The organism is Vreelandella sp. H-I2 (assembly GCF_052959335.1).
In genome coordinates this window covers 255,040-275,533 of the sequence record NZ_JBRAMC010000008.1, presented here as the reverse complement: position 1 = coordinate 275,533, position 20,494 = coordinate 255,040, and the positions used below count along the sequence as shown (strand labels likewise).

General features: G+C 55.5%; 20 protein-coding genes. 10 read left to right on the top strand and 10 right to left on the bottom strand.

The genetic code is table 11. The features are described from left to right. The first annotated feature begins 64 nt into the window (after window positions 1-64). The 3 genes from ACUVOF_RS19490 to ACUVOF_RS19480 all read left to right on the top strand — a co-directional run bounded on the left by ACUVOF_RS19490 (window position 65) and on the right by ACUVOF_RS19480 (window position 3,430). Window positions 65-571, top strand: coding sequence for a tripartite tricarboxylate transporter TctB family protein (locus ACUVOF_RS19490; RefSeq protein ID WP_447045920.1), 507 nt, complete (start codon window positions 65-67; stop codon window positions 569-571). Between the two features lie 28 nt (window positions 572-599). Then, a complete protein-coding gene (locus ACUVOF_RS19485; RefSeq protein WP_447045919.1) occupies window positions 600-2,102 on the top strand; it encodes a tripartite tricarboxylate transporter permease in 1,503 nt (500 codons plus the stop codon). A gap of 101 nt (window positions 2,103-2,203) precedes the next feature. Then, the gene (locus ACUVOF_RS19480) at window positions 2,204-3,430 is read left to right on the top strand and encodes a CaiB/BaiF CoA transferase family protein (RefSeq protein ID WP_447045918.1); all 1,227 of its coding nucleotides are present in this window, start codon (window positions 2,204-2,206) and stop codon (window positions 3,428-3,430) included. A gap of 9 nt (window positions 3,431-3,439) precedes the next feature. Here the strand turns inward: ACUVOF_RS19480 and ACUVOF_RS19475 are convergent, their stop codons facing one another. From ACUVOF_RS19475 to ACUVOF_RS19460, 4 genes are all read right to left on the bottom strand, one after another. Next, window positions 3,440-4,183, bottom strand: coding sequence for an SDR family NAD(P)-dependent oxidoreductase (locus ACUVOF_RS19475; protein WP_447045917.1), 744 nt, complete (start codon window positions 4,181-4,183; stop codon window positions 3,440-3,442). 97 nt (window positions 4,184-4,280) lie between these two features. Further along, window positions 4,281-4,553, bottom strand: a complete 273-nt coding sequence (gene catC / locus ACUVOF_RS19470) for a muconolactone Delta-isomerase (protein ID WP_447045916.1) — start codon at window positions 4,551-4,553, stop codon at window positions 4,281-4,283. A gap of 41 nt (window positions 4,554-4,594) precedes the next feature. Then, window positions 4,595-4,891 (bottom strand): YciI family protein, encoded by a 297-nt coding sequence (locus tag ACUVOF_RS19465; RefSeq protein WP_447045915.1) that lies wholly within the window; start codon window positions 4,889-4,891, stop codon window positions 4,595-4,597. Between the two features lie 27 nt (window positions 4,892-4,918). Next, complete coding sequence (locus ACUVOF_RS19460; RefSeq protein WP_447045914.1) at window positions 4,919-6,253, bottom strand: short-chain fatty acid transporter; 1,335 nt, start codon at window positions 6,251-6,253, stop codon at window positions 4,919-4,921. Window positions 6,254-6,427: 174 nt separating this feature from the next. Here ACUVOF_RS19460 and ACUVOF_RS19455 point away from each other — a divergent pair, with 174 nt between their 5' ends. Together ACUVOF_RS19455 and ACUVOF_RS19450 are read left to right on the top strand one after the other, a co-directional pair. Further along, entirely contained in the window at window positions 6,428-7,333 is a 906-nt protein-coding gene (locus ACUVOF_RS19455) for a 3-hydroxyacyl-CoA dehydrogenase NAD-binding domain-containing protein (RefSeq protein WP_447045913.1), read from the top strand. Beyond that, window positions 7,330-8,358 carry a cyclase family protein gene (locus ACUVOF_RS19450; RefSeq protein ID WP_447045912.1) on the top strand — a complete coding sequence of 343 codons (1,029 nt, stop codon included), beginning with the start codon at window positions 7,330-7,332 and terminating at the stop codon, window positions 8,356-8,358. The genes ACUVOF_RS19455 and ACUVOF_RS19450 overlap by 4 nt, the downstream gene beginning before the upstream one ends. 104 nt (window positions 8,359-8,462) lie before the next feature. On the opposite strand, the gene ACUVOF_RS19445 is transcribed toward ACUVOF_RS19450, so the two are convergent. The 6 genes from ACUVOF_RS19445 to ACUVOF_RS19420 all read right to left on the bottom strand — a co-directional run bounded on the left by ACUVOF_RS19445 (window position 8,463) and on the right by ACUVOF_RS19420 (window position 15,174). Then, window positions 8,463-9,413 (bottom strand): AEC family transporter, encoded by a 951-nt coding sequence (locus ACUVOF_RS19445; protein WP_447045911.1) that lies wholly within the window; start codon window positions 9,411-9,413, stop codon window positions 8,463-8,465. 78 nt (window positions 9,414-9,491) lie between these two features. Then, complete coding sequence (locus ACUVOF_RS19440) at window positions 9,492-10,370, bottom strand: shikimate dehydrogenase family protein (protein WP_447045910.1); 879 nt, start codon at window positions 10,368-10,370, stop codon at window positions 9,492-9,494. Continuing rightward, a complete protein-coding gene (locus tag ACUVOF_RS19435) occupies window positions 10,367-12,253 on the bottom strand; it encodes a bifunctional sugar phosphate isomerase/epimerase/4-hydroxyphenylpyruvate dioxygenase family protein (protein WP_447045909.1) in 1,887 nt (628 codons plus the stop codon). The genes ACUVOF_RS19440 and ACUVOF_RS19435 overlap by 4 nt, the downstream gene beginning before the upstream one ends. Before the next feature lie 28 nt (window positions 12,254-12,281). Next, the gene (locus ACUVOF_RS19430) at window positions 12,282-13,547 is read right to left on the bottom strand and encodes a TRAP transporter large permease (protein WP_447045908.1); all 1,266 of its coding nucleotides are present in this window, start codon (window positions 13,545-13,547) and stop codon (window positions 12,282-12,284) included. After that, on the bottom strand, window positions 13,544-14,041 hold the full coding sequence (locus ACUVOF_RS19425) for a TRAP transporter small permease (RefSeq protein WP_447045907.1): 498 nt from the start codon (window positions 14,039-14,041) through the stop codon (window positions 13,544-13,546). Before ACUVOF_RS19425 ends, ACUVOF_RS19430 begins: the two co-directional genes overlap by 4 nt. 86 nt (window positions 14,042-14,127) lie before the next feature. After that, entirely contained in the window at window positions 14,128-15,174 is a 1,047-nt protein-coding gene (locus ACUVOF_RS19420; protein WP_447045906.1) for a DctP family TRAP transporter solute-binding subunit, read from the bottom strand. A 167-nt stretch (window positions 15,175-15,341) separates the two neighbouring features. Here ACUVOF_RS19420 and ACUVOF_RS19415 point away from each other — a divergent pair, with 167 nt between their 5' ends. The 5 genes from ACUVOF_RS19415 to pcaF all read left to right on the top strand — a co-directional run bounded on the left by ACUVOF_RS19415 (window position 15,342) and on the right by pcaF (window position 20,490). Beyond that, entirely contained in the window at window positions 15,342-16,025 is a 684-nt protein-coding gene (locus ACUVOF_RS19415; RefSeq protein WP_447045905.1) for a TetR/AcrR family transcriptional regulator, read from the top strand. Window positions 16,026-16,142: 117 nt separating this feature from the next. After that, complete coding sequence (locus ACUVOF_RS19410; RefSeq protein ID WP_447045904.1) at window positions 16,143-17,471, top strand: class-II fumarase/aspartase family protein; 1,329 nt, start codon at window positions 16,143-16,145, stop codon at window positions 17,469-17,471. A gap of 186 nt (window positions 17,472-17,657) precedes the next feature. Beyond that, window positions 17,658-18,488: a CoA transferase subunit A gene (locus tag ACUVOF_RS19405; protein WP_447045903.1), complete on the top strand. Its 831-nt coding sequence runs from the start codon at window positions 17,658-17,660 to the stop codon at window positions 18,486-18,488. Then, on the top strand, window positions 18,488-19,261 hold the full coding sequence (locus ACUVOF_RS19400; RefSeq protein WP_447045902.1) for a CoA-transferase subunit beta: 774 nt from the start codon (window positions 18,488-18,490) through the stop codon (window positions 19,259-19,261). Before ACUVOF_RS19405 ends, ACUVOF_RS19400 begins: the two co-directional genes overlap by 1 nt. 11 nt (window positions 19,262-19,272) lie before the next feature. Further along, window positions 19,273-20,490 carry a 3-oxoadipyl-CoA thiolase gene (gene pcaF / locus ACUVOF_RS19395; protein WP_447045901.1) on the top strand — a complete coding sequence of 406 codons (1,218 nt, stop codon included), beginning with the start codon at window positions 19,273-19,275 and terminating at the stop codon, window positions 20,488-20,490. Window positions 20,491-20,494 lie beyond the last annotated feature (4 nt).

Sequence of the window (20,494 nt, the reverse complement as noted above, 5' to 3'; positions counted from 1 at the left end):
CTACCCATGAGTAAAGGCGAGGGCTTCCGCTCTTGCCTGTCTTATTTCTTTGGAGAAGGCAGCGATGACGACATCGGATCCCAAGCGCAGGGTGAAGATAAAGGACATGGGTGATGTGATAGCAGGGGGCGTCCTTCTTGTTTTTGCCCTTGTGCTGGTCTTTTACTTGGTACCCAACTACATCAACGAACCGCCTATTCTACAGAATCCAATGATGTCGCCTCAGTGGCTGCCACGTATCGTGGGCTGGTTAATCGTGCTGTTTTCTATATTGCTTATCGGCCAGGGACTGCTGATATCAAGCCCTAGCGAGGATGACGAGCGCTCGATTGAAAAAGGCTCGCCGCGGCGGTTTTTTATGATGATCGTGGCCTTAGTGATTTATGTTGCCTTGTTTGAATCGATGGGGGCGGTGTTCAGCGGCATTTTGGCAACACTGGTGCTATTCGTGGCACACCCCGTTCGCACGTGGTGGGTATACAGCTTGGCGTTCCTGTTTCCGATTGTCGTTGCACTTTTGTTTATTGAAGTGATGAATGTGCCGCTTCCGATGATGCCTTTTTGGCTCTGAGTGACTGTTTATTCTTTCTAGGTGAGCTATGGAAATTTTTTCGGAAGTCATACAGCTATTCGTGAGCCTGGAGAACTTTCTGGCGATTGCGGTGGGAGTCGTCGTTGGGGTAGTGGTTGGTTCGATCCCTGGGTTAACAGCAACCATGGCGGTGGCACTAGCACTGCCGTTTACTTTCTCAATGCAGCCAATCGCAGCCATTTTGCTGTTAGTTGGGATTTACAAGGGCGGCATGTACGGTGGCTCGATTACAGCGATCTTGATAAGGACACCAGGCTCGCCCGCTTCTGCCTGTACTCTGCTTGATGGCTACCCCATGGCCCAGCAAGGGCATGCGAAGAAAGCACTTAAAGCCGCTCTCTACTCTTCTGTTATCGCTGACTTTATTTCTAATATTGCGTTGATTTTCTTTGCCGCTTATCTGGCTAAAATCGCCCTTAATTTCGGCGCGCCGGAGTTTTTCTGGCTGATCTGTTTCTCTCTCACGATCATTATTTCGCTCGCCAGTGGCTCCATGATCAAAGGGTTGATGGCCGCTCTGCTGGGCATCCTGCTTTCCATGGTGGGGCTGGACGATGTCTTCGGCTCTCAGCGTTTGACCTTTGGCAGCTATAACCTAATGGACAGCATCTCTTTTATTCCGCTGTTGATTGGTCTGTTCGCCATTCCAGAGATTATCGAGTTTTATCGTAAGAAAGCGGTGCCCCATATCAAGGCCAAGGCAAGTGGGGCAGGGTTGGCCTTCTCTGAGCTTAAACGCTGTATGAAAAGTATCGTTCGTGGCAGTTTAATCGGGGTTATTATCGGGGCCATCCCTGGCACCGGGGCCACAGCGGCAGCGTTTATTTCCTATAGCGATGCCCGTCGACGCTCTCCTAACAAAGCGAATTTCGGCAAAGGCGAAGTCGAGGGGGTGGCTGCGGCTGAAGCCGGCAATAACGGCGTTGCTGGCGCTACGATGATCCCGCTGCTGTCGTTAGGCATTCCTGGCGATGTGATCACGGCGATTATTCTCGGTGCCTTTATGGTCCACGGGTTAACGCCCGGCCCGCTGATGTTCCAAGAGAACCTGTCACTCATCTATGCACTCTTCATGGGCATCATGCTGAGCTCGGTTATCCTGCTGTTGGTGGGCAATGTCGCCATCAAGTACTTCTCACTGATTGCTGACATACCTAAACCAATTCTTTTTCCGATTGTGCTGATGTTTTGTGTTTACGGCGCCTATGCCGTCAATAACGACACTTTCGATGTGGGATTGATGCTGGCTTTCGGGGTGCTGGGGTATATCTTTAACCGAGCTGCCATCCCCGCCGCGCCCTTTCTCATTGGCTTTATTTTGGGGCCAATGTTCGAAGATAACCTGCGTCGCTCGCTTTTAATTGGTTCTAACGATCTGTCTATCTTTGTGCGTGGGCCTATCACCTGGTTCTTTATCGCCCTGACAGTGGGCTCTATTGCCTTGGCGTTTTATCGCTTTTTGGAGGGACGTCGAAAGGCCCGCCAGACCGATACGGTGTCGAAGGTCTGAGTGCATTCGCTAGCGCCGCTCCCTTACATACCTGTAGGGAGGAGCGGCGAAGCGATATCGATTTAAGCGGTGCCAATCACACTCTAAAGGGGAGATATGCGATGGCGGGTCCGTTGGCAGGCTTGCGCGTACTAGATCTAAGCCGGGTAATGGCGGGGCCTTGGTGTACCCAGATACTGGCGGATATGGGCGCTGAGGTCATCAAGATCGAACACCCCACGCTTGGTGATGATACTCGCCACTGGGGGCCGCCCTGGCTAAAAGACCGGGAGGGCAACGACACCTTGGAATCGGCCTATTACCTTTCCGCCAATCGCGGAAAACATTCGGTGACCGTGGATATCGGCCAGCCTGAAGGGCAGGCGCTGGTGCGTGAACTGGTAGTTGAAAGCGATATTCTGGTAGAGAACTTCAAAAGCGGTGGCTTGGCAAAAAAAGGGCTTGATTACGCGACGTTAGAGGCGATCAATCCAGGACTGATTTACTGCTCTATTACCGGGTTTGGTCAGACGGGGCCAATGGCCTCCATGGCAGGCTACGACTATCTGATTCAAGCACAAGCCGGATTAATGAGTATTACCGGCGCAGCCGATGGAGAACCGGGCGCTGGGCCGCAGCGGGTGGGCATGGCCGTTTCAGATCTGACCACGGGGATGAACGCTACCATCGCTATTCTTGGCGCGTTGCACCACCGGCACCAGACGGGGGAAGGGCAATATATCGATATGGCGCTGCTGGATGTTCAGGTGAGCTGGCTGGCGAACCAAGCGATGAACTACTTTTGCAGTGGTACCCCTCCGACCCGGACGGGCGAGTACCATCCTAACCTAGTGCCCTACCAGCCATTTCCGACCGCGGACGGTGAAAAAGTCATCATTGCGATCGGTAATGATGGGCAGTTCAGGCGCTTCTGTGAGGCAGTCGGGCGACCTGATTTGGCAAGCGATCCCCGGTTCAGCACTAACCCTGAACGCGTTAAGCATCGGCTTGATCTGATCCCGCAAATAGTCACCATCACCCAAGGGCGCTCAAGCCGAGAATGGATAGAAGTACTCAGTGCTATCAGCGTTCCCTGTGGGCCGATCCAGAATATTGCCCAGGTCTTTGATGATCCACAGGTGAAAGCGCGAAAAATGCAGGTGGAGCTGGAGTCCGAAAATGGCTCAATACCGGGAGTGGCCAATCCTATCAAATACTCCCGTACCCCTTTGGAGTACCACAAGCCGCCGCCACGCTTGGGCGAGGACACCGATAGCGTGTTAGCGCGCTTATTGCACAAAGGCACTGAGGAAATCAGCACCCTGCGTGAAAAAGGGGGCGTGAGGTAACTTCACTACCTAGCCGACGGTCACCCCGCCACACACGAACAGCGTCTGGCCAGTAATAAAACCACTGCGCTCATCACAGTAAAAGCTAACGGCCTGAGCGACATCCTCGGGCTGGCCCATGCGTTTTAACGGAATATTTTCGACGATGCGTCGGGCGCGTTCAGAATCGGGTGGGTTGTTTTGCCAGAAAGCACTGGTCGCAATGGGGCCTGGCGCAACGCAATTAACCGTAATATTGTGTTCGGCAAGTTCCAACGCCCATGTGCGCGCCATGGATTGCAGTGCCCCTTTGGTAGCGCTATATATCGTACGTGCCTCTTTGCCGAGCACCACTCGGCTGGTGTTCAGAACGATACGCCCCATGCCACTAGCCTTCATACTGGGCAGTAGCGCCTGGGTGCAGATCAGCGCCGAGCGTACGTTCAGATGCATTAACTTGTCGAAGTCTTCAAGCTGCGCCTCTTCAAGCAGCGCGGGGGCAACAATGCCTACGTTATTGACCAGTCGGGTTACTGCATGGTGTTCGGCGATTTCTGCCATGACACGGCGAGTAGCGTCTGCATCAGCCAGATCGATCTGATAAGCATCGGCTTGCAGGGTCGGCGCTTCGGGTTCGACGATATCCACAACGACCACGCGATAGCCATCTTGCTGTAAGCGCAGGGCAATGGCTTGACCAATGTTTCTAGCTCCGCCGGTAACAACAGCAACTTGGTTTTGAGTATTGGGGTGTTGAGCAACATCTTGACTCATTCAGTTATCCTTAGCGTGTTTAGGCCGAGTGGGCATTCACTTCGATAGGGCAACACTACACCAAACAAGCATCGTGACGCGTTAGAAAGGCCTACTATTAAGCATCATTCTTGCGTATTGAAGAGGGGTGACGGCAGAGCGGCTTTACCTGGATATCCATATAAGGAAATAGGGGTAAGCCGCTAATAATGCCTTGAAGCTCGGCGTTATCATTGACATCGAATATGCTGACATTGGCGTAACTACTAGCGACTCGCCATAGGTGGCGCCATTTGCTCTGCCGCAGTAGTTCCTGAGCGTAGACTTTCTCGTTCGCCTTGATGTCAGCTGCTTGCTCGGCCGGCATGTCTGGTGGCAGTTTCACTACCATTTACACTTGAAACAGCATTGCATTGCTTCTATCTGATGACGTTATAAAGTATTTTGCCGATTTAGATAGGCCTGCCGCCAGCGCACAATGTGGACCTCGGCGAATAGCTTTGCCTGATAAAATGGATCGGCTTGAATAAAGCGTTCGGCCTCTTCGCGGCTCTCCAGATCGACCAGGTAAATGCCGCCTGACGCCATGGCGCCGTCGTCAGAAAGCTTGGCGCCACAAGCCAATAAGAGATTCGCATTGGCGTCCAGGTAATCAAGATGAGCGGGGCGTACCTCGAGGCGCAGGGCCTGGCGGTCGGGCTTGTCGAACGTTTCGATCAGAAAAGGCATGTAAACATCCTGTGTTGATATGCTTGGTTAGGCACCGAGGTAGCCCCAGATTAGCATGGCACTGCCGTAGATAATTCCCAGATATATCAGGATGAGAACCATGTAGCCCATCACATCGCGCAACTTCAGGCCGGAGATGGCCAGTACCGGGAGGATCCAGAACGGCTGAACCATGTTGGTCCACTGGTCACCAATCTGCACTGCTAACGCCGTGGCTGCCTGAGAGGCGCCCAGCTCTGTGGCAGCTTGCACCATGACAGGGCCTTGAACTGCCCACTGACCGCCACCGGAGGGGGCTAACAGGTTGATGATACCACCGCTAATGAATGACCAGATTGGTAGCGTTTGCGCGCTGGATATATCAACAAAGATATTGGCGAATGACACCACCAAGCCTGAACTCACCAGAATCCCCATGATTCCTGCGTAGAAGGGGTATTGCACGACGATACCGGAGACAATACGAATTCCATCCGCCAAGGCGGCCAAGTAATGGGAGGGTGAGGCAAATAGCAAGATACCCAGGAACAGGAAGGCGAAATTGACGGTATTAAGGTTCAGTGAGCCACCGTCCAACGCGTATAGCGCGATGTACAGCATGCCGAGCAAGCCAATAGTGATGCCCACCAACCTGCTACGATTCAAACGCTCGGCAATGGTGATTTTTTCGCCGCTGGAAAGAGGAGCTTCGGTAGGCACCGCTACCGAGTCCGGATCGATTTCGACGATATCCTCGGCTTTTTTAGGGTGAAGCCAAGCATTGAAAAGTGGCAATGTGAGAAGAATGAGGGCACTGGTGATCAAAAGAATAGGAGAAAAAATAGTGTCGCTTAGCGGTATCAGCCCGATCGAATCTTGTAGGAAGTGCCCTTCGGTAGCGATCAATAGCGGCACACTGCCCGACAGGCCAATGCCGTAAAGAGCAAAACCCGAATACGCAGCGGCAATCACTAAAGGGTAATGCAAGCCTTTCACGTTGAGCGCCAGCTTCTGAGCGACGATCCCACCGATGACAAGGCCAAAGCCCCAGTTTAACCAGCTGCCAATTCCCCCTACCAGGGTAGCAACCACAATAGCGACGAAAGGCGTTTTGACACGTGCAGCGATACGGTTGAGAGCACCATCTACCAAGGGGGTCTTCGCCAAAATGTAACCCGCCAGAAGGATGACCGTCATCTGCATGCTGAACGCCAGCAAGTTCCAGAATCCGTCGCCCCAATAACGTACTGCATTCAGCGGACTAGCGCCCTGTATGAGCACCGCTAAAATCATGGTGAGAATGGTCAGGAAGATGGCAATGACCAATGGGTCAGGCATATAGCGATTGACGAGCCGGGTGAAGAAATTTGCCAGCGCATTCATTAGAAGCAGCCTCGTATTGTCGGCGTGATTGTCATTGTCTACTATGTACGTATAGCGCACATAAGTTCGTTTATTGCAGTGATAGTTAACCCGCGAATTATTTTATTCAATGCGACATTTGTCTAGGGCTGGCGTAAATACGGCTCGAGGCAAGTGAAATAGAAAGGAAGGCTGATGCCGGACGATGCATTACACGCCGCGGTGGTGGGCGCTGGCACCATGGGTACCACCTTGGCTAAGTTGATGGCGGCACAGGGTGTCAACGTTATCGTGGTCGATACCAACCCACACGTATTGGAAACCAGTCGTCTGAGTATGGAAGAGAGCTCTGCTGCTGTTGTCTTTGCCTCAGAATTAACGGTCGGTCAGCGTCCCGATTTTGTGATCGAGAGCGTGACCGAAGACGTCGAGATCAAGCAGAAGGTTATATCCCAAATCGAGGCTAGCGTGGCCGATAGTACTATCATCATGACGAATACCTCGGGTATCCAGATCGATGAGATTGCCGCCAACATGCGCTTACCTCAACGGTTTTTAGGCACTCATTTTTTCAACCCAGCAGACGTCGTTCCTGCAGTCGAGGTAGTTCCCGGTAGCCATACCAAGGCGTCGGTAGTAGAAACGGCGTGCCGTTGGCTGAAGCAGTTGGGAAAACGCCCTGCGATTCTAAATACCTGTGTGCCCGGTTTCGTCGCCAACCGAATCCAGCATGCGGTGATGCGTGAGTGTCTCGCCCTGCTAGAGAGAGGCGTTGTAGAGCCCGAGGCATTGGATGACATCGTGCAGTATTCCATCGGTGTACGCATGGCGTTAAACGGCCCACTGTGTCAGCGCGATCTCAACGGGCTAGATACCCACCTCAATATCGCTCGTTACCTCTACCCGGATCTCGATGCGCGCGATAAGCCTGCGGCACTTCTGGAAGACTACGTTGCTCAAGGGCGCCTAGGTGCCAAGTCAGGACGAGGTTTCTACCGCTGGAGCGACGAGTCGCGTGTGCAACACCAAGCTCAGGAACGGGAAAGACTGCAACGCATCATCGATATTGCCACCCAGCATTCTAAGGGAAACGAGTCATGAATCAGCCACGTTGGAAGAAGCGTCCCGAAGGGAGCAACTGGGGAGATTTCGGGTCAGACGATCAGCTTGGGCGGGTCAATCTCATCGGACCTGAGCAGGTACTCAAAGGCGCCAAGGAAGTCCACGAAGGCATTACGTTCTGCTTATCACTGCCATTGGATATCCCTGGTGGCAAGGTGCTGAATCCTCGCCGTTCGCCGCCGAAGCTGTCGCCAACGGCACTCGGTGATGACCAATACATCAATTTTCCTTTGGCCACTCATGCCCCTACACTGCGTGACGTTATCAGTGATGATCAGGTTCATATCTCGTTGCAGTACTCCACCCAGTGGGACTCACTCGCCCACGTAGGCGCTCTGTTTGATGGTGATGACGACGGTAAACCGGAATGCCGCTATTACAACGGTTTTTTGGCTGAGCAGGATGTCCTCAACTTGAGCCAAAATCCCCAGCAACAGCATGACTCTTATGCTCAGCGACTGGGTATTGAGACACTGGCGGTACACGGGATGCAGGGCCGGGCCGTGTTGGTGGACCTGGTAAGGGTGTTCGGCGCGGGAAGAACGCTGGTAGGCTATGCCGCGCTGATGGATGCGCTTGAGCAACTGAATGTGGTGATTGAGCGTGGAGATATGCTGGTATTACGCACGGGATTCGCTGAAGCGCTGCTGGATATGCAGGGTAGTCCGCAGCCTGATGTGCTGAAAAATACCGGCGCAGTGCTCGACGGTAGCGACCAAGCTCTACTGGAATGGATTACTGAGAGCGGCATTGCGGCAATTTGTGCGGATAATTACGCCGTAGAGAACTTGGATCGTGAATTGGAACCAGGCTGTTGCTCCAAGCTTCCCTTGCACCATCACTGCCTATTCAAACTTGGCCTGCCATTGGCAGAGCTGTGGTATCTGAAGGATATCGCTGAGTGGTTGCATAGCCGTGGTCGCACTCGGTTCTTATTAACGGCACCGCCACTGCGTTTACCGGGCGCAATAGGATCACCAGTGACCCCAGTAGCCACTGTATAGTTTCATGGGTATATACCCTCGCTGCTTGTTTTTCTTACTGTCAGGTACTGTCAGGTAAAGTGCAGGCCCTGGTGTTTTAGTGCATAACTGAAAAGCAAAGCGTTTTAGAACGACAGCAAACCTGACAGCGTCATTAGCCAGATGATCAAGCTGAGCGTGAAGAAAGAAGTGATCGTGCCCACTAGCATAGCGGTGGCGCTAACCCCGCCTAAGCCGTAGCGCTGGCCGAATAGCGGATAAATACTAATCATTGGCGAGGCAGCGAATAAGAGCGCACCGGCAAAGTAGATCGGTTCGATATCCGGAATAAGCAGGAACGCGACCAGGATGGCTAGGGGATGAATGAGCAGCTTGCCGATCACGATTTGCCCCACATCTCGCATCATCCCCTTAACGTGAAGGCCAAATAGCGACCCTCCGATAACGAACAGCGCCGCCGGCCCCGCCGCATCCGCCAGCATATTGATCACTTTCTCAATTGGGCTGGGTATGACGACGCCTGTTACCGCAATCAGTATACCCACCGTGAGCCCGATGAGTACCGGGTTTTTGGCCAGATTGAGCGCCGTTTGACGAACGGTTTTCCATACGCTGGATCCATGCTGATTACCCATTTCGGCAAGAATCAGTGCGGTGGGAATAACAAGCAGGTTCTCAATGAGCATGTTGAGTGCCAAGAGCACCGCCGCCGGCGAACCGATGACCATCGCCGCCACCGGGTAGCCAACGAAACCACTGTTGGCCGCGGCCATCCCCAGCGCCTGCATCGCGCTGGCGTTAAGTGGCTGGCGCTGCAGCTTTAAGCAAAGCACCAACCCCGTCCCTAACACCGCTAGCGAACCAAGCCCGTAAGCAACCAAATAGTGGGGCTGAAAAATAGCCTCCAAAGGCTGCTGATTTAGCGCGCGAATGACCAGGGCAGGGAGGGCGCAATACAGCACAAAAATACCGACGCCTTGCAACTGCTCGCGCTGCATCACACCACTCCACCGAGCCACATAGCCAATACCGATCAGCAGAAAGATAGGAGTGGTAATCGCGAGTATTGCGAGCATAGCAGCCTCTTCAGCGCCTTATGGTGGTCAATAGCGTAGTTCGAATGGCGAATTATTGTACGCTATTTTACAAAGGCATCATGGCTTACTTTGCGCGCTTGGCGAGACAAGCTGTTCAATATAGTGAGTACGCAGCGGTATCACATGAGGGTCGATTTGCTCAGACGCGATGCCATCATGGGTGAAAAAGCGAAACGCATCCACACCTTGAAACACGAACAGATCAACGCCCGATAGCGTTTTAGCACCGGCTTGCTGGGCGGCCTTCAAAAGTTCGGTGTGGGCGGGAATGTAGACAGCATCAAACACCCAGTGCTGGGCACCTAGCCCGGCAGTATCGATCGGGCAACCTGGGTGATTAATGTGGCCGATCGGCGAGCAATTGACCACACCGTGCCACTGGGGTAGTTCGCGCTGCGCCTGCTCTGGGGTGATGCATGTTGCGGTGATGCCCATGCTGTTGAGGTCATTGCTAAGGTTTTGCGCGCGATGCTCATCATGCTCAAGAATATGGATACAGCTGACAGCGAGCTCTCCCAGCGCGCACGCCACCGCACGTCCAACGCCTCCGGCACCGATCAATAAAACATCACCCGCTGGCTGGTCGCTAAACGAGTGGCGGTAGGCGCTGATAAAACCGGTGTAATCCGTATTTTCAGCGCGTAAACCTTCCGCATCGAACAGTAGTGTATTGGCGGTGCCAACGCGCTTCACGCCTTCCCCGCGGATATCAGCCAACTGCGCGGCCTTCTCTTTAAAAGGGAAGGTGATATTGGTACCGCGGTAGCCTTCCTCACGCAGACTTTGAATGGCGTTGGGAAAATCAAAATCCGCGACCCCCAGGCTATCGACTAAATCGTAGCGTACCGGTACGCCCACCGATGCACCCAAGCGCTCATGCAGGTCGGGAGATTGCGATTTGGCGATGCCCTCGCCTACCAGCCCCAGCTTGATCATGCTTGTTTCTCCCCTGCGTCATGGTTGGGTGCGTCTTGCGTAATGCCGTCAATGGTAGCTTCCAGGCGCTGCTGCGCGGTGACGCGTACAAAGGCGTTTGGTGCACCGAGCCCTTGGTAGCCATCACGCTGCACCAGTTCAAAGAAAAACGCCTTGCTGCCGGGCTGCGTATACAGCTGATGGAAGTCACCGCCACTATCTTGATCAAAGAGAATGTGGTGATCCTGCATCCACGCATGCGTTTGTGCCGGAAGGTCAAAGCGTGCGGCCAGGTCGCGGTAATAGTTGCCGGGAATCGGCAGCAGCGGTATGCCCGCCTGTTGCAGCGCTGCGCTGGTATCGCGCATAGCGCTGGTGCGCAGGGCGACATGATGAATCCCGGAGCCGCCGTACTGGCGCACAAAGCGATTACTGGCAGTATCCGGAGAGGCGCTGGCGTTAAGCGCTAAGCGAAAACGGCCGTTATGATTCTGTAGCACTTGGCTCTGGATCAAGCCGCGGGGGTCGGTGACATCGAAAGAGGGCGTGGGCGCCAACTGGAAAATGGCACGGTACTGCAGCATCAGCGAGAGGTAGTCGTGGTAGGAGAGCGCCACGCTAATATGGTCGATATCCACCAGTGCCCCCTGCGGAACGGGCTTAACATCGACAGGAAACTCGCGGTCCCAAGTGCGGCTGAGTTGCGAATCATCAATGATATAGGAGAGGCTGCCATCCACATTGCGTAGCGCGCTCATGCGGTGGCTAGCACCGACCTCTTCGGGTTCGACGATATCGTATCCGAGCTTATCGGCGCGCTTGAATGCTTCATATGCGTTGCCTACGCGCAGGCCGATGGCGGTGACCGCAGTGGCATCGCGCCCCGGCACACGGCCGGTAAAGCTCGATTCGGTGTTGAGCACCAGATTAACGTCACCGGCGGCCCAGCGCTCGGCATTCAGCGTATGGTGGCGCCCAACGCAGGCCATGCCCAGTGCGCTGAGTAGCGCCCGCAGCGATTCTAAATCCGTAGGTTCAACGGCAATCTCTAGAAAGGCGACCGACTCGATCGGCTGCGGCGCGGGAGTGCCGCTGTCACTCTGCATACTGCGCAGCAAGTGGTACGAGCGCAGCCCGTCACGGGCGGTCTGGTCACTGTGGCCCATGCGAAAGACATCGTTAAAAATTTCGTGGGAGAGCGGGCCGTCGTAGCGGGTCTCTTCCAGCATGGCCATAAAGCTGTCCATCTGTAGCTCACCCTGGCCAGGGAAGCAGCGGTAGTGGCGGCTCCACGATAGATGATCCATGGAAAGACGCGGCGCATCGGCAGTCTGTACCAGGAAGATGCGATCCCCCGGAATTCGCCCGATGGTGCCCAGCTCCGTCTGGCGCGAGAAAATGTGGAAGGTATCCAGCACTAGGCCGACATTAGGATGCGCGGCACGGCGCACTACCTCCCAACTATCGCGGTAGTCATGAATATGCCGTCCCCACGCCAGCGCTTCATAGGCGACTCGCAAATGGCGCCGTGCGGCACGCTCGCCGAGCTCATAATAGTCATCGGCGGCGCGGCTTAACCCCGGGAGTGAATCAGGGTGGACGGTGCTGCACGCCATTAAGAGGTCCGTGCCGAGCTCCTCCATCAGATCAAACTTGTGCTCGGCGCGGTCAAACGCTCGCTCCCGCGCGCCCCCCTGCAGACCTTCAAAATCGCGAAACGGCTGGAGCGTAACCAGCTTAAGGCCGCGGGAGCGAATCAACTCACCCGCCTCCCGCGGCGTACCGGTGAAGGCGGTTAAGTCGTTTTCAAACAGCTCAAGCCCCTCAAAGCCAGCCTGGGCAATGGCGTCTACCTTCTCTTCCAGCGAGCCGCTTAGGCAAACCGTGGCAATAGATGAGTACATGGCGTCATGCTCCTTATAGTGCGTTGAATCAGTAGCCCGCCAGGCGTGGCAGGAAGGTGACCAGCTCAGGCACAAAGGTGATCAGCAGTAGGATCAAGAACTGGACGCCCAGCATGGGTAGAATGCGGCGAATAATCGGCCCCATTCCCACCCCCGAGACGGACTCCGCAACAAATAGGCACAGCCCCATGGGTGGCGTGATCAGCCCCATCATCAGGTTGAAAATCACCACGATGCCGAAGTGCAGTGGGTCGATACCCAGCGCCATGGCAATGGGGTGAAGAATGGGTACGAGTACCAAAATGGCCGCGATGCCCTCCAAAAACAGGCCTACCACCAGTAATAGAAGAATGACGGCAATCAGGAAGGTCCACTGGGTATCGATACTCATCAGTGCCCAGTCAGTCAGCATATTGGGCACACGTTCGAACGTTAGCACCCAGTTGGCGGCGGCAACGGCCCCCATGATGACCATGATCACCGCACTATCGCGCATGGCACGAGCGAAGATACCGGGCAGGTTCACCAGCTTGATGTTGCGGTAGAGCACGACGCCCAGAATCAGCGCATAGACCACGGCAAAAGCCGCCGCCTCGGTGGGTGTCACTATACCGGCGAGAATTGCCCCGACGACAAAAACGGGCATCAGTGCGGGTAGCAAACCGTGCAGCAGCGCATGGCGGCGTGACTGCTGCTTGGTCTGTGTGGTGACCATGTCGCCAGCAAAAAAGTAGACGTAAGTCGAAAGCCCTAGCGCCAGCAGAAAGCCCGGCACAATACCGGCCAAAAAGAGCCCGGGTACCGACACGCCAGACACCGTGAGCGCATAGATAATCACCGGAATGCTGGGGGGAATAATGGGTCCAATTACCGAGGATGCGGCCGTCAGCGCAGCGGCAAAATCACGCGGATAACCCTCTTTTTCCATAGCGGGGATAAATACCCGCCCTAGCGCCGAGGTATCCGCTATCGCCGATCCTGAAAGCCCGGCAAAAATGACCGACGCCCAGATATTGACGTGTGCCAAGCCAGCTTTAAGACGGCCGACAATGGCGCTGGCCAGATTAATAATACGGTGGGTGATACCCGCTTCGTTCATCAGCTCGCCAGCCAGAATAAACAGCGGAATCGCCAGCAGCGGAAAAGACTCCATGCCGCCGAAAAACTGCTGCGACACAATGCGAATGTGATAGGGCAAATCGCCGGTGCTCATGAGCACCGTCAGCGAACCGAGGATGGCAAAGGCAAACGGCACTCCGAGTAATACGAGCGCTAAAAGCAGTATGAAAATCATGGCGAAGCCTCCTCACCAAGCTGCTCATTCCAACGTAGCGCGCCCATCACCAGGGCAGAGAGACTGAGCAAGCCGCCGCCCATCAACATAGAAGCCTGAAACAGCCACATCGGCATCCCGGTACTTGACGAGGTGCGCCCGCCACGCGCGGCAATAAACTCAACCGCCGATACCATTAAACCAATCCCTACTACGAAGACGACCAGGTCGACGAGCACGGCTTGCCAGCGCACCCAGCGAGGCGGCAGCAAGCGTCGAATAAGGTCAAAGCCGATGTGCTTGTCTTGTAAGTATGCCCAGGACATACCGAACATCAGGCCGTAAATCATCAGGTAGATGGCGGTGTCTTCTCCCCAGCTAATAGAACCGCCATAGGTGTAGCGGGCAAAGGCATTGCCCGCAACCAGCAGAAATATCAGCATCATGGCAAGCCCTGCCAAGCTGCCATTGAACAGGATCAGACCACGATGTAACCGGGTGAGAAGAGCAGACATAAGAGCACCTTCAATCAATAGTCAGGCACGCAGGGTTGCGAGTGGACCATTGAAGGCCCACTCGTAAGCGTTATGAACAGGCGGGATTAAAAGTTCGCGGAGGCCTCTTCGACCGCCGATGAGAGTCGATCAATCCACTCGGCGTCATCGCCAAGTTCGTCGCGTAGGAACGCCTGTACTGGCGGTTGCGCCGCTTCGCGGAAAGCGTCCATCTGTTCAGCGGTAGGCTGGGTCACTTCCATACCTTCTTCTTGCAGCTTGGTGATCCCCTGCGCCGAGTTGAACTGCTGGATGGCACGCCCGGTGGTGCCAGCGACCACAGCGGCACGTTTTACGGCGGCTTGCTCTTCCTCGGAGATAGACTGGAATATCTCATCGTTGACCAGAATGTGATCCACGCCATAAACGTGGCGATCAAGCGTGAGGTAGTCCTGGAACTCGTAGAAGTTATTGCCGTAGATCACCGAGATAGGGTTCTCTTGGCCATCAACGACGCCAGTGGCAAGCGCTGTAGGTACTTCACCCCAAGCGATGCCCTGGGGCTCGCCACCCAACGCGCTGACCATTTCCAGGTAGAGCGGAATGGTTTGTACACGGAATTTCAGGCCTTCCATATCTTCGGGTGAGTTGATGGGGCGTACGGAGTTGGTGAAGTGGCGAAAGCCAGTCTCGCCGTAGGCTAAGGTACGCAGGCCGGTTTGCTGTAAGCAGTGCTCCGCAAGTGCGGCGCCAAATTCGCCATCCAATACTTGCCATGCCACTGGCGCCGACGGGAAAGTGTAAGGAATATCCGTCACCGCCACCGCTGGGCAGAAATTGGCATAGGCGCCGGAAACCATGGCAATGCTAATAGTGCCATCCTGGGCGCCTTCGATTAGCTCGGTTTCACCGCCGAGGGAGCCGGCAGGGTAGAGTTCCACGGTGAGGTCAGTTTCAGCCTCGACAAGGTTTTTGAATACCTGGGCCGCCGCGCCTTTTTTCGACGTGGTCCAGTCATCTGGGTCCACATGGGCAAAGCGTAGCGTTTGTGCGGAAGCAGTTGCTGCGGACACTAGCGCGGCGGCAGCGATAGCCGCCGTCAAGGTGCGTTTTACGGAGGTAGTTTTTGATGCAAACAGTGGGCGTAAAGACATTGTTATTGTCCTCTTATTGGGCCGTTGTCAGGGGGTTGAAAAGACCTCTAGCAGTGGCGTGCGTAGCCTTTTAACCCTTTCCCAGGCAACAATGTACGAAATGGTACGTTCAGTCAAGCTGTGGCATACTAGACAAAAGATGACCACGACAATAAAAGGCACGCTCTATGACAGCCCCTTCGAACAAGGCCAGCCCGCCGGAAGCCCGGCGGCGGCGCAAAAACAACCCCGAATCCGTGCGCGCCGATATTCTCGCCGTGGCTACTCGTGAGTTCTCAGAAAAGGGCCTCTCTGGGGCAAGGATTGATGAGATCGCCGAGAAAACCTGCGCCTCCAAGCGGATGATTTATTACTATTTCAATGATAAAGAGACGCTCTACCTACACACTTTGGAGGCTGCCTACCAGAAAGTGCGCCTTCAAGAGGCCGAGCTGGACCTGGACCACCTGGCCCCGCTTGAAGCACTTAGCCGGCTAGTGCGTTTTACCTTCTGTCATCACGCCAAGAATCCCGATTTTATCCGCCTGGTCATGATCGAAAATATTCATCATGGGCGGTTTATCGCGCAGTCAGCGCTGATTCAATCGCTCAATGCTGGGGTGATTGATGTGCTTACCAATGTGTATGCGCGAGGCGTCGAGGCTGGCTGCTTTCGTGAGGGTTTAGACCCAAGAGAACTGCATTGGCTGATTAGTGCGCTGTCTTTTTTCAACGTCTCCAACCAACACACGTTTTCGCGAATTTTTGATTGGAATCAAGCCGCTCCTGAGAATCAGAGTAAGTTAGAGGATCATGTTACCGAGATGGTGCTGCGCTATGTGGTCACGGATGCCACGCTGCCCCAGTCGTAAGTAAAAGCTTGGTTAGCGTTAGTTCGAATGGCGAACAACCGTACAATTATTTCCTGAATCGTGCCTTTTTCAGCTACTTTGCTGGTTTGAGCAACGTTAATAGGAGGCTTGGCACTCATGCCTGCTGGATTTTTAAAACATCCTTTTATGAGTCAGCGTGCGATCGCTGCTTGCGATGATGACGCGATGGTGAACGCCATGCTGGCCTTTGAGCTAGCGCTGGCCGAGGTTCAAGAAGCCAGCGGTGCTATCCCCGTTGGCGTTAGCCAGCAAATGCACCACCAACTGGGAAGCGCGACGTTTAACGTAGACGATATTGCCGAGGGCATCGCCAGTGGCGGTAATGCGGCCATCCCTTTCGTCAAGCAGGGCCGGGGGCTGCTGGCCGATGAGCTCAAGCGCTATTGGCACCAGGGCGCGACGAGCCAGGATGTGGTCGACTCAGCGCTAATGCTATTACTTAAATCACGTTTGGCCGCGCTGGATGCATTGCTGCTGCGCTGTCGCTCGGCGGCGACGGCGTTAATGGAAACTCACATCGACACGCCCATGGTCGGGCGTACGCTAATGCAGCAGGCGCTGCCGATCACCTTTGGTGTCAAGGTGGCCCACTGGGCGATCGGTCTTGAGCAGAGCCGCCAGCGTTTAAACCACATTGAGCTCCCCGTTCAGTTCGGCGGTGCGGTGGGCGTGCACTCAGGCTGGGATGCCCTGGGGCTTGAGTGGATGGATGCATTGGCTGAGCGGTTAGGTTTGGCCGCTCCGGTATTGCCTTGGCATACCGACCGCTATCCGATCCATGCACTTGGTACCGCGTTAGATGCAGTGGCGGGCGCGGCTGAAAAAATCGCGCTGGATGTATCGCTACTGACGCAAACCGAAGTCGGCGAAGTGGCGGAGCCTTCCGCTCCGGGGATGGGGGAGTCTTCATCCATGCCTCATAAGCGTAACCCAGTGCGCAGCGCACTGATCAAAGGGGCGGCGCGGCAAGTGCATGGCCACACCAGCGTGTTGGTCAACGCAGCCGCCCAGCCTCTTGAACGTGGGCTGGGCGAGTGGCACGCGGAGTGGGCGCCGTTGATGGAGAGCGCTCTGCTGGTCGAGGGTGCACTAGAGCAGGTGGCGGTGCTGCTGGAAGGACTCGAGGTCTACCCCGACAACATGTGGCGAAACCTGGCGGCCACAGGTGGCGGGATTATGGCCGAGCCGGTGGCGCGTCTACTGACCCCTCAATTAGGTGCGGATAAAGCGAAAGCCGTGAGCGCGGCGACCGCTGAAACGGCTCGCCACGAAGCAAGACCCTATTCTGACGTGCTCGCTGACCACCCCGAAATAAAAGGCATCGTTGATGCCGATGCACTGCGCAAAGCCTGCGACCCTGCGTTATACCTTGGTAGCAGCTCAGCCCAGGTTGTCCGCACTAAAAAGTGGCTAGAAAATAACTAAGAAGCTGAAAAACATGGTTTTTGTTTTATGCACAGATAACGGGGAACGGCTGGCTAGGCGCTAAATTAGCGCGTGAGGGTTTGACCGGATTAGCGTTCAGCAGTAACTTGTTCGTATAGAGAATCTATGTTCGTTTAACGAACAAATACCAATGAGTTAGTAACGATCAGCTAAGAGGCACCCATCATGGCCGAGTTTCTCAGCTTGCATGACGCGGTCGCGCGCTACGTTCAAGACGGCGCCACCGTTGCCATGGAAGGCTTTACCCACCTGATTCCGTTTGCGGCGGGTCACGAAGTGATCCGTCAGAAAAAGCGCGACCTCACCCTGATTCGAATGACCCCCGATATCATCTACGATCAGCTGATTGGCGCGGGCTGCGCCAAGAAAGTGATTTTTTCGTGGGGCGGCAACCCCGGCGTGGGCTCGCTTCACCGCTTGCGCGATGCGGTTGAGAAAGGCTGGCCGCACAAGGTCGAGATTCTGGAACATAGCCATGCGGCAATGGCCTGTGCATTTGAGGCGGGCGCGGCGGGTTTACCGTTGGCTGTTTTCCGGGGTTATATCGGCAGTGAACTGCCCAGCGTGAACGACCAGATCAAGTTCATCGAATGCCCGTTTACCGGTGAGCGGTTAGCTGCCGTGCCGTCGGTGCGCCCGGATGTGTCGATTATCCACGCTCAGCGAGCGGATCGCCAGGGCAATGTCTTGGTCGAGGGCATTGTTGGCGTACAGAAAGAGGCCGTGCTCGCGGCCAAGCACAGCATCGTGACGGTAGAAGAGATCGTCGATGACCTGAAGGCGCACCCGAATGCCTGTGTCATTCCCAGCTGGGCTATCAGCGCTATTTCGGTCGCCGAGAAAGGCGCACTGCCTTCCTACACCCACGGCTACTACGGCCGCAGCAACCGCTTCTACAAAGAGTGGGACGCCATCGCGCGAGATCGCGATACCTTCACCCAGTGGCTCGACGACAATGTCTTTAATGCCGGCGATAACGTGGGAGGCCAAGCCTGATGAGTCTGGAATATACCTCTTCTGAAATGATGTCGGTGACCGCCGCGCGGGCGCTGGAAAATGGCATGACCTGCTTTGTGGGCATCGGACTGCCTTCCGAGGCCGCCAACCTGGCGCGTCTTACTCACGCCCCTGAGGTGGTGCTGATTTATGAATCCGGCACGCTGCAGACCAAACCCGATATTCTGCCATTATCTATTGGCGATGGTGAACTGTGCGAATCGGCACTGACTACGGTGGCGGTACCGGAAATGTTCCGCTACTGGCTACAGGGCGGTAAAGTGGATGTGGGGTTTTTAGGCACGGCGCAAATCGACCGCTTTGCTAACCTAAACACCACGCTGATCGGCGATTACAAAGCGCCTAAAGTGCGCCTACCGGGCGGCGGCGGCGCGCCGGAAATTGCCACCAACGCCGGTGAAGTCTTTATCACCCTGAAGCACTCGAAGCGCGCCTTTGTGAAAGATGTCGACTTCGTCACCACGCTTGGCTTTGGTCGTGATGGTAAAGGGCGTGACAACGTGCCCAATATCGGCAAAGGCCCAACCCGGGTGATTACCGACCTCTGTGTGATGAAGCCCGACTCCGAAAGTAAAGAGCTGGTGGTGGTATCGCTGCATCCCGGCGTTAGTCGCGAAGATGTGATTGAAGCGACCGGTTGGGAAGTGCGCTTTGCTGAGCAGCTTGAAAGTACCCCTGAGCCCAGCGAGAAAGAGCTGACCATCTTGCGTGAGCTCAAAGCACGTACGGAACGTGCCCACGCCGGCGAATAAGGAGTCATGCAATGAACGATGTTTATCTATGCCATCCAGTACGTTCGGCCGTCGGCAAATTTGGCGGGTCGCTGTCGAGCATGCGCCCTGACGATCTCGCCGCGCGTATTTTCGAAGCGCTGCTGGCACGCGCCCCCGGTCTCGATCCGGCGGGCATCGACGATGTCATCATGGGTTGCGCCAATCAGGCTGGCGAGGACAACCGCAACGTGGCACGTATGGCGTCACTGCTTGCGGGTCTGCCGACAAGTGTGCCTGGTACCACCATCAACCGGCTGTGCGGTTCAAGCATGGACGCCATTGGTACCGCAGCACGCGCTGTGCGTGCTGGCGAGGCCGAGCTGATGATAGCCGGCGGCGTCGAATCAATGTCACGCGCGCCCTATGTGCTAGGCAAGGCCGACACTGCCTTTTCGCGCACCCAGACCATGGAAGACACCACTATCGGCTGGCGCTTTATCAACCCGCTGCTCAAAAAGCAGTACGGGGTTGATTCGATGCCGGAGACAGCCGAGAACGTCGCTGAGCAGTTCAAGGTATCTCGCGAGGACCAGGACCGGTTCGCTTTTGATTCGCAGCTCAAGACCAAGCGTGCCCAGGACAACGGCCGTCTGGCGCGCGAAATCGTCCCGATCGAGATCCCACGGCGCAAGCAAGAGCCGCTAATCTTCGACACTGATGAACATCCTCGCGAAACCACGCTAGAAAAACTTGCCAGTCTGCCGACCCCGTTTCGAGCCGCCGGCTCCAGTGTGATGGGGTCGGTCACCGCCGGTAACGCCTCCGGCGTCAACGATGGTGCAGCTGCGGTAATTGTCGCCAGCGGAGCGGCGGTGAAACGTTATAACCTGACACCCATGGCGCGCATTCACGGCATGGCCACCGCCGGGGTGGAGCCACGCATTATGGGTATCGGCCCGGTACCGGCCACCCAGAAACTCTTGAAGCGTTTAGGCATGAGTCTCGATCAGCTCGACCATATCGAGCTCAATGAAGCCTTCGCCGCCCAGGCGCTGGCTTGCCTGCGCGAGCTGGGTATCGACGACAACGACCCACGGGTCAATCCCAATGGCGGTGCTATCGCACTCGGCCATCCGTTGGGCATGTCGGGTGCACGCATCATTACCAGCGCCATGCATGAGCTTGAGATCAAGCAGGGCCGCTATGCACTGTGCACCATGTGTATCGGCGTCGGACAAGGTATCGCCACACTGATCGAACGCGTTTAACGGA